Origin of the sequence: Methanocalculus sp., from assembly GCF_029762515.1 — an archaeon.
GTDB lineage: Archaea > Halobacteriota > Methanomicrobia > Methanomicrobiales > Methanocorpusculaceae > Methanocalculus.
Genome location: NZ_JARVGN010000053.1, coordinates 1 through 8,071 on the forward strand (window position 1 = coordinate 1; position 8,071 = coordinate 8,071).

An 8,071-nucleotide genomic window follows, 5' to 3' on the forward strand; every position below is an offset into this window, starting at 1 on the left:
GATATATTTAACCCTGTAATTGCCGGGTTGCATCCCTGATGGCACAAACCTCTTCACCTTGCACGAAGTACCAGTACTGGATTTTATGCGCATACCAATACGAGACGTAACGCCCACACTTGAGCGTGCCACAATCGCCGGATGGGTTCATGAAGAGCGGGATCTTGGGGGCCTTGCCTTCTTCCTGATCCGGGATCGGACCGGGATCATGCAGGTGACGGTTCCAAAGAAGAAAGTTCCTGAAGAGGTATTAATTGCAATCAAAGAGGTATCACGGGAGTCTGTTGTCCGCGTCTCAGGGATCATCAAGGCAACCGAAAAGGCGCCCGGCGGCCGGGAACTTGTCCCCGAAAGTTTTGAGATCCTCGCAAAGGCGGCCTCCCCGCTCCCCCTTGATGTCGCCGAGAAGGTGCCTGCTGAGATCGATACCCGGCTCGATGCCCGCTTCCTCGATGTCAGGCGGCCGAGGATCGCTGCAATCTTCTCGATCAGATCCCGCGTGATGGAAGCAACCCACAGCTTCCTCTTCAGGGAGGAGTTCCTCCAGATCACTACCCCGAAAGTGGTGGCAGCTGCAACCGAAGGGGGCACCGAACTCTTCCCGATCGCATATTTTGAGAAGGAGGCGTTTTTGAGCCAGAGCCCGCAGCTCTACAAGCAGATGATGATGGCAGCTGGCTGCGAGAAAGTCTTTGAGATCGGCCCGATCTTCAGGGCAGAAGAGCATAACACGGTCCGGCACCTAAATGAGGCAACCTCGATCGATGTCGAGGTCTCCTTTGCCGACCATAATGATGTGATGGTGCTCCTTGAGAGGCTTATGCACGAGATCTACTCCTCGGTTGCAGAGAACTGCACTGCCGAGCTTGAACTCCTCGGAATCCCAAATCTCCAGGTGCCTGAGAAGTCGCTCCCCCGCCTCCCCTATGCAGAAGCAATCGAGATTGCGGCCAGAAAGATGGAAGAGCCGATCGCATACGGCGATGATCTCGGAACTGCGTCTGAGCGGGCGGTAGGCGAGGAGATGGGCACCCATTACTTCATCACCGAATGGCCGACCGCCATCCGGCCGTACTATGCGATGCCCTCTGCTGCCGATCCTTCGATATGCAATGCATTCGACCTGATGCACCCGAAGATGGAGCTCTCGTCCGGTGCACAGCGGTGCCATGTCTATGACCAGCTGGTTGCGCAGATCAAGTCCAAAGGGCTCTCCCCCGAAGGCTTCGAGTTCTATTTGAAGCCCTTCCAGTACGGGATGCCGCCGCATGCCGGCTGGGGGCTTGGTACCGAGCGGCTCGTCATGACGATGTGCAATCTCCAGAATATCCGTGAAGCGGTCCTCTTCCCACGGGATCGCCACCGTGTCACCCCATAAGCCATGTCTTCGCCTGTCTTCGATCCCGGCATGATCCTCCCGACAACCGTTGTCGGAAGCTTCCCCGCAGTGAAAGGAACAGGACTCTCAGCAGTCCTCGACCCCTACAAGCATGCGGTTCGGTTTGCTGTTTCCGAGCAGATCCGGGCCGGGATCGATATCATCTCCGACGGGCAGGTCCGGGAGGGGATGATCCAGGCATTCACGGGAAAGTTGCCCGGTATACGGGATGATTCCGTCATCTCGTCTGTGCAGGCAGCGCCAACCGGGATCACCGTCTCTGATACCCGGTATGCGCTTACGAAAACGAAGAGGGTGAAAGGCATCCTCACCGGACCCTCGTCAATTGCCCATGCACTCCGGATCCAGACACCCGCATACCGGAACCGTGAGGAGCTTGTGATCGATATTGCGCATGCCCTTGCCGCAGAAGGACAGGCACTCGCAAAAGAAGGGGTCTGTATCATCCAGATCGATGAGCCGATACTCTCGACAGGAGCTGCCGATATCGCAACCGGGGCAGAGGCGATTGGAATCATCGCAGAAAAGGTGGATCTCCCGGTCTGCCTGCATGTCTGCGGGCCGCTTGCAGGGATCATCGATCACCTCCTCAGGCTGCCGGTTGCGATCCTTGATATCGAGGCAGCGACCCAGCCGGAGAATCTTGAGATCTTCACTGGTAAAGACCTTAAAGGAAAGATGGTCGGCTGCGGGTGTGTCGCCTCCTCTGACCATGAGGTTGAACCGGTAGACCTGATCCGGCAACGCATCGAGAGATGCATCGATATCTTCTCGCATGAGAAAATCCTGATCGACCCGGACTGCGGGCTTCGGATGCATACGCCGGAGGGTGCATTTGCCAAGCTCTCCCGGATGTGCGAGGCTGTACAGCTGGTGCGGAGAGAGTATCTGTAAGGTGGGGGATGCTGATTTCATCACCTGAACACGTCAACACGGAGCCTGCAGAGATGAACGGGGATCAGAAGAGGCACAGGCTTGAAGAAGAGTTCAGGATCTGGAGAAGCCGCAGCAAAGATGCCTACGTCCCATTATCCAGGATAAAGGATTAATTCTCTCCCCTGTTCTCTGGTTTGTGCTGGCTGATTGAGATCAATCATCTCCCAAAGAGAGATCCCGCATCCTGGCCTTTCTCATTTCATTGGATTCATTCTCTATCGAATCTGCTAGCTCCGGGTTTGGACCCAGATCCATGAGAATCTCCGAGAGCATCTTTCTCTTGGGAGTTCATCCCAGGATCGCTACTGAAAAACTCATCTTCGTTCCTTTCTTCAGGGAGAGGAGCCGATCATAGGCTTCGTCACTGATCCGAATTGTCCTGTAGCCCATTACATCACCAATTCTGTATGACTCCCGGTGATCAGGGAGGAATTACTTCCTCTTCACACCACTCTTGACGTCGTCGAGAGCTCGATACCGTCCCCGGTGATCACAAAGGGAACCGTCCGGTCAGGGATCCGCATGCCCCGGTACTTCATGATCTGGAGCCTGCGTTCGATCTGCGACTGGTGGATCTCGGCTGTCAGCCTGATGACAATATCCGCATGCCTGAAGATGAGTGCCTCTTCATAGGGGGTATGGATGCCTTCATACATCGTGCAGAGGAGGCAACCGCCATCCTTCCTGAAGGCAGCGGTTGCGGTCGTGAGGAGCCGGAGTGCCTGGGCAATACCCCGGTCAAGGATGAGGGTCGAGAAAGAATCGACAACCGCGGCATCCCCCCGGATATCATGGGCGAGATCCTCAATAGAGAGGCCGGATGCGGGGATCATCCCATCCCTCATCTCTTCATCAAGGATGAGGTACACCCCGGCATTGGCTCTCGCAAACTGGGCCGCGAGGGCATCCATCCCTGAGAGGGGAGAGCCGACCATGATGATCCGGCTCCCTGCCAGGTATCCGCCGCCGATGACCGGATCAAGTCCGGGAACGCCGCTTGCTCTCAAATTACCCATTCCTCCATTCTATCAGAGTCCGGTGATCTGGATCGCCGCCACGCCTGCCGCAAGAATAAGAGCGGCAGAGAGGACGAGCCCGTCAAGGGCGCCGACCGATATTGCTCCGGTCTCGGCTTTCCCACGGCGGTATCCACGCATATCGATGGTCAGCCCGAGGGTATCAGCCTTTCCAAGAGAATTTAAGATGAGGGGGAGGATCACCGGCTTCAAACCCCGGACTTTTCCCATCAGCCCGTCGCCGGGTGCATACCCGCGGGCAAGCTGCGCCTCGCTGATCCGGATACCTTCCCTCTGGAGGGTCGGGATGAACCTAAGCGCTATCAAAAACATCAGGGTATAGTCGATCGGCATCTTCAGCTGCCGGAGCGTGGTGACGAGCTCTGCTGGTTTTGTAGAGACGACGAGGAGCTGGAATGCAAAAAGCATCACCGCAAACCGAAGCGAGAGGATGGTTCCAAAGAGGAGGGCTCCGGCAGTCACCGGCAGGGCGCCTCCGATGATCGGTACTGCTGCTGGGATCAGCGGGAAGAGCACCTCGCCCGCAGGCATCGTCAGCACCGTGAAGAGGACGAGCATCACGCCGAGGACGAGGAGTAACGGAATCTGTTCAGTGAGACCCCGCCCAAGCCCCCCTGCCCATGCGGCCAGGAAGACCACGACCAGAAGGAATCCAAGCACCAGGAGGTCGCTTGTCATGACGGCGAGGATGACGAGGATCACCGTGAAGAGGAGCTTTGTGATCGGATGGATCCGGTGGAATATCCCGTTTCCGGGTATATACTGCATAATTTCCTGCATCTTTTATCCCTCCGTTGCTGCGATGAATTTCCCGTTGCTCATCTTCAGTACCCGATCTGCAAATGTCGTTGCAAGCCCTGGATTATGCGTAATCATCACAATCCCGTGCCCCTCATCAGAGAGCCGCATCAGAATTTCCATGATCTGGAGTGATTCTGCAAGATCCAGTCCCGTTGTCGGCTCGTCAAGGACAAAGACCTCCTGTCCCATCGCAACGACGCAGGCGAGGGCAAGCCGCTGCCGCTCGCCCCGCGAGAGGTGGCGGGGATTGGTCTCCTCTTTTCCGGTGAGGCCGACCTCTTCCAGCACCTCCCCGATGGAGTTTGGGTCTTTCCCGATATTCTTCATCCCAAATGCGATCTCCTTTCTGACGGTATCTTCAAAGAGCATCGTATCGGGGTTCTGGAAGACGAGGCCGGTGTGCCGGGAGAGGACCGAAATGGAGTGGCCGTTGCAGGGTGTCCCGGCTATGGTGAGTGTTCCTTCAGTCGGCTTCAACAGGCCATTGAAATGCTTCACGAGGGTGGTTTTGCCAGACCCGTTCTCCCCCACGATTGCGATGATCTCGCCTTTATGGAGCGTGAAGTCAACACCGTCGACTGCACGGAGATCACCATAGCAGTGGACAAGCCCTTCTGCTTCGATGAGGGGTGCGCCACCTGCCTTCCGGGGGCGTTTGGTGATCGGGGGAAGAGCATCCCGGATGATCCGGGAGACTTCTTCCGGGGTGCCTGATGCGGTGATCGCCCCATCCTCCACCAGCACGCAGGTATCTGCATATGCTGCCGCCTCATCGATCATATGCTCGACAAGGACAATCGTCTTCCCTTCATCTGCGGCGAGCTTCCGCAGGATGGAGAAGATCAGGGTGCGTGCCTCCTCATCCAGCTCAGAGGTCGCCTCGTCAAGGATGAGGAACTGTGTTCCGAGGGCAAGGGTTGCGGCAAGCGCTGCCTTCTGCTTCTGCCCTCCCGAGAGGGTATAGGGGGCACGATCTGCGAGATGGGAGATCTCCAGGAGATCGAGGATCCTGACGAGTTCGGATTCTGCCTCCTGTTTTGAGAGGCCGCTGTTCTCAAGGCTCGTCATCACCTCTTCCCCGACGGTGGTGAAGATCAGCTGTGCGTCGGCATCATCAAAGACCATCGAGATGGTATGGGAGAGCTCTTCGATCCCATCATATTCCATCATATCCCGTCCGGCAATCGCAATCGATCCGACGGAGGTGCCGGTATAGATATGGGAGAGGATACCCGACATTGCCCGGCAAAGGGTGGTCTTGCCCGCACCCGAGGGGCCGGTGACAAGCGTCATCGAACCCTCCGGAAGGGAGAGGGAGATATCCCGGAGTACCGGGTGTTCCCTGTTCCGGTAGGTGTAGCTGAAGTGATCGATCCTGATCATCAGTTACCTCTCTAGAACCCGTGAGGCGGCGGGGTAGAGCATCGAGACGATGATCCCGTTCACTATTGCGGTGATGACGACGATCGGGACGACTGCCATCACAAAGCCGGTGAGGGTCACTGCCTGTGCGAGCATTCCCGGTGCTGCGAGGAGCAGGATGACGACGACTCCGACAAAGGAGAAGCCTGAGGCGAGTGTCGTAACGAGGGCGGTGATCCCGGGTGCTGCCAGCTTCATCCTGTCTTTCAGCGCCATGAAGACCAGTATACAGACGACTGCGCCTATCGGCTCGGATATAAGGTTTGCGGGCGGGAAGATCGAATGGCTGATCAGTGCCGATATCAGGCCAGCGATGACGCCTATCCCAAGAGCTTCACTGATCTTTGGGACGACCAGGATGATCGCAAGCGAGTAAAACGCGATCACAAGGTTCGCGACGATCGGGCCCGGTATGACGAGCGACATGTACCGTACAATGGCTCCTGCTGCAAGCAGGATGCCGACAAGTGCTATATCTCTTGATTTCATGATAATCTCTCTCTGGTATATTCTTCTCTGAGCGTTTTACGCATCAGTTTCCAGCCATTCATCCTTGGAAGGGAATCGGTGATGATCACTTCCCTCGGCACCTTGTATCCTGCAAGATGGGAACGGCAGTATTCGGTGATCAGTTCTCCCGTGATCGTTTCCCCCTCCTTTGGGACGACTGCTGCAACCGGAACTTCGCCCCTTCGTGGATCCGGGACCCCGAAGATGGCGGCATCAGCGACAGCGGGGTGGCGGAGGAGGATATCCTCCACCTCTGTCGGATAGATCTTCCAGCCCGACATGATGATCATATCCTTTTTGCGATCCGTTATGGAGAGTCGGCCCTCTGTATCGATGAACCCAATGTCGCCGGTCAAAAACCAGCCTGATCTGAGGAAGGCCTCTTCGGTCTCCTCTTTCATCCCATAGTACCCAAGGGCGACTGCGGGACCACGGAGGGCAACTTCCCCCTCTTCTCCAACAGGGAGGATCTTTTCGGGATCATCTGAATCGACGATTCTGACCTCCGAGTACCCGACCGGGTGGCCGACCGAGAGGAACCGGTCTGCAAACGGATAGTCTGCTGCCCGGATCGCGGTGCCGGTTCCGATCACGATCGTCTCCGAGAGGCCGTACGCATTGATGATCGGGATATCGAACCGCTCATGGAACGGCTTCCAGACCTCGGGATGGAGGGGGCCGCCGCCTGAGATGATCTCCCTGACAGAGAGAAGCCGCTCTTCTGTTCCGGGTGTTGAGGTGAGGAGGGAGTGGATCACCGGCGGCATCCCTGCCAGGACGGTGACCCGGTATTCTTCTGTCAGCGTGAGGTAGGCTTCGAGCTCGAAGCGTTCCATCACGACGAAGGTTGCCCCCGCCTTCAGTGCTGCTATTCCCCATGATATGCCGACATGGCCCATCGGGTAGATGCCGAGATAGACATCATCCGGTGTGAGGGCGAGCGCCTCTGCCTCGGCATCGAGGGCCGCCATCCATCCGCCATGGGTGAGCATCGCTCCCTTCGGCCTTCCGGTGGTACCGGAGGTATACTGGATCTGGCAGAGATCGGTGGGCGAGCAGTTCACGGGGGGGAATACTGGTACTGCCTCCCGCAGCACGGGCCAGGGAACCGTGCCCTCAGGTGCATCGCGAGTTGATATGATGGTGATGCCGGGGATGGTTTCTGCCACCTTCACCCCTTCCGGATCGGTGATGAGAAGACGTGCACCGGAGTTTGCCACCGCATAGGCAAGCTCATCCCTGGTATAGACCCGGCCGGTCGGGACAGCGACTGCCCCGATCCGCCATGCCGCAGAGTACCCGATCAGGTACTCGGCGGAGCTCTCCAGGTAGATGACGATCCGGTCCCCCTTCTGAATACCAAGCGAGGTGAAGAGCGAGGCGAGAGAAGAGGTGGCATCCAGGAGATCCCGCATTGAATAGGACTCGCCCCGTGTGGGGACGATCAGGGCGGGTTTATCGGATCGGGCCGCCCCGATGTCAAGAAATGCGGTGATGTTTGGCACGTTAAATTCTCCATTATTGTAGTATAATGTATATATTTGTACAATTTTGGTATAAAAGAACCGGTTCTGATCAGGCTGATCGGTGGAGTTTTCTCCGTTCCGCAAGCCCGAACCCGCAGATCACGCGGATCGAATCGGGAAACGATGCATCAAGATTACGATCCCCTGAATCGATATGGAGCCTGGGCGTTGCCCTCAGCTTGCCGGGTGTTGCGACGACGATGAGGTTCTTATCTCCTATGATCCCGAGGATCTCCGGTGTGATCACCTGGGTGCCCCTCCCGATGATGAAGCCCTGGGAGCCGATCGGGCTGATGATGAGGCGTGTATCCGGGTGATCGTGGAGAAATTCGAGGATGGATTTTGCATTCCCGTCACGGAGGACGAGTTTTCCGGCAGAATAGGCATCGAAGCCGAGGAGGGTGCATTCCAGATCCATTGCATCTGCAATCGCCTCAGTC

General features: G+C 57.0%; 9 protein-coding genes and 1 pseudogene. 3 read left to right on the forward strand and 7 right to left on the reverse strand.

Annotation, left to right across the window (positions count from 1 at the left end; all coding sequences use genetic code 11):
* Nucleotides 1-85: 85 nt before the first annotated feature.
* Genes aspS through QCH34_RS03025 form a run of 3 tightly spaced genes read left to right on the forward strand, consistent with a single transcriptional unit; the run spans nucleotide 86 to nucleotide 2,448 of the window.
* Nucleotides 86-1,378, forward strand: a complete 1,293-nt coding sequence (gene aspS, locus QCH34_RS03015; protein ID WP_300329901.1) for an aspartate--tRNA(Asn) ligase — start codon at nucleotides 86-88, stop codon at nucleotides 1,376-1,378.
* A 3-nt stretch (nucleotides 1,379-1,381) separates the two neighbouring features.
* Nucleotides 1,382-2,293 carry a methionine synthase gene (locus QCH34_RS03020; RefSeq protein ID WP_300329873.1) on the forward strand — a complete coding sequence of 304 codons (912 nt, stop codon included), beginning with the start codon at nucleotides 1,382-1,384 and terminating at the stop codon, nucleotides 2,291-2,293.
* Between the two features lie 8 nt (nucleotides 2,294-2,301).
* Nucleotides 2,302-2,448 carry a hypothetical protein gene (locus QCH34_RS03025; protein WP_300329876.1) on the forward strand — a complete coding sequence of 49 codons (147 nt, stop codon included), beginning with the start codon at nucleotides 2,302-2,304 and terminating at the stop codon, nucleotides 2,446-2,448.
* 175 nt (nucleotides 2,449-2,623) lie between these two features.
* Here the strand turns inward: QCH34_RS03025 and QCH34_RS03030 are convergent, their stop codons facing one another.
* The 7 genes and pseudogenes from QCH34_RS03030 to QCH34_RS03060 form a co-directional block, all read right to left on the reverse strand.
* Entirely contained in the window at nucleotides 2,624-2,725 is a 102-nt protein-coding gene (locus QCH34_RS03030) for an antitoxin VapB family protein (RefSeq protein WP_300329881.1), read from the reverse strand.
* Between the two features lie 53 nt (nucleotides 2,726-2,778).
* Nucleotides 2,779-3,351 (reverse strand): ATPase domain-containing protein, encoded by a 573-nt coding sequence (locus QCH34_RS03035; protein WP_300329886.1) that lies wholly within the window; start codon nucleotides 3,349-3,351, stop codon nucleotides 2,779-2,781.
* 12 nt (nucleotides 3,352-3,363) lie between these two features.
* Nucleotides 3,364-4,152, reverse strand: coding sequence for an energy-coupling factor transporter transmembrane protein EcfT (locus QCH34_RS03040; RefSeq protein WP_300329889.1), 789 nt, complete (start codon nucleotides 4,150-4,152; stop codon nucleotides 3,364-3,366).
* 3 nt (nucleotides 4,153-4,155) lie between these two features.
* Nucleotides 4,156-5,556 (reverse strand): ABC transporter ATP-binding protein, encoded by a 1,401-nt coding sequence (locus tag QCH34_RS03045; RefSeq protein ID WP_300329892.1) that lies wholly within the window; start codon nucleotides 5,554-5,556, stop codon nucleotides 4,156-4,158.
* A gap of 3 nt (nucleotides 5,557-5,559) precedes the next feature.
* Nucleotides 5,560-6,084 carry a hypothetical protein gene (locus QCH34_RS03050; protein WP_300329895.1) on the reverse strand — a complete coding sequence of 175 codons (525 nt, stop codon included), beginning with the start codon at nucleotides 6,082-6,084 and terminating at the stop codon, nucleotides 5,560-5,562.
* Complete coding sequence (locus tag QCH34_RS03055; RefSeq protein ID WP_300329898.1) at nucleotides 6,081-7,610, reverse strand: AMP-binding protein; 1,530 nt, start codon at nucleotides 7,608-7,610, stop codon at nucleotides 6,081-6,083. The genes QCH34_RS03050 and QCH34_RS03055 overlap by 4 nt, the downstream gene beginning before the upstream one ends.
* A 70-nt stretch (nucleotides 7,611-7,680) precedes the next feature.
* Nucleotides 7,681-8,071 (reverse strand): annotated as a pseudogene (locus QCH34_RS03060) (ATP-NAD kinase); the annotation flags it as partial.

Coding starts and splice junctions, on each gene's coding strand:
- aspS (WP_300329901.1), top strand. CDS start 86: ATGCGCATACCAATACGAGACGTAACGCCCACACTTGAGCGTGCCACA.
- QCH34_RS03020 (WP_300329873.1), top strand. CDS start 1,382: ATGTCTTCGCCTGTCTTCGATCCCGGCATGATCCTCCCGACAACCGTT.
- QCH34_RS03025 (WP_300329876.1), top strand. CDS start 2,302: ATGCTGATTTCATCACCTGAACACGTCAACACGGAGCCTGCAGAGATG.
- QCH34_RS03030 (WP_300329881.1), bottom strand. CDS start 2,725: ATGGGCTACAGGACAATTCGGATCAGTGACGAAGCCTATGATCGGCTC.
- QCH34_RS03035 (WP_300329886.1), bottom strand. CDS start 3,351: ATGGGTAATTTGAGAGCAAGCGGCGTTCCCGGACTTGATCCGGTCATC.
- QCH34_RS03040 (WP_300329889.1), bottom strand. CDS start 4,152: ATGCAGGAAATTATGCAGTATATACCCGGAAACGGGATATTCCACCGG.
- QCH34_RS03045 (WP_300329892.1), bottom strand. CDS start 5,556: ATGATCAGGATCGATCACTTCAGCTACACCTACCGGAACAGGGAACAC.
- QCH34_RS03050 (WP_300329895.1), bottom strand. CDS start 6,084: ATGAAATCAAGAGATATAGCACTTGTCGGCATCCTGCTTGCAGCAGGA.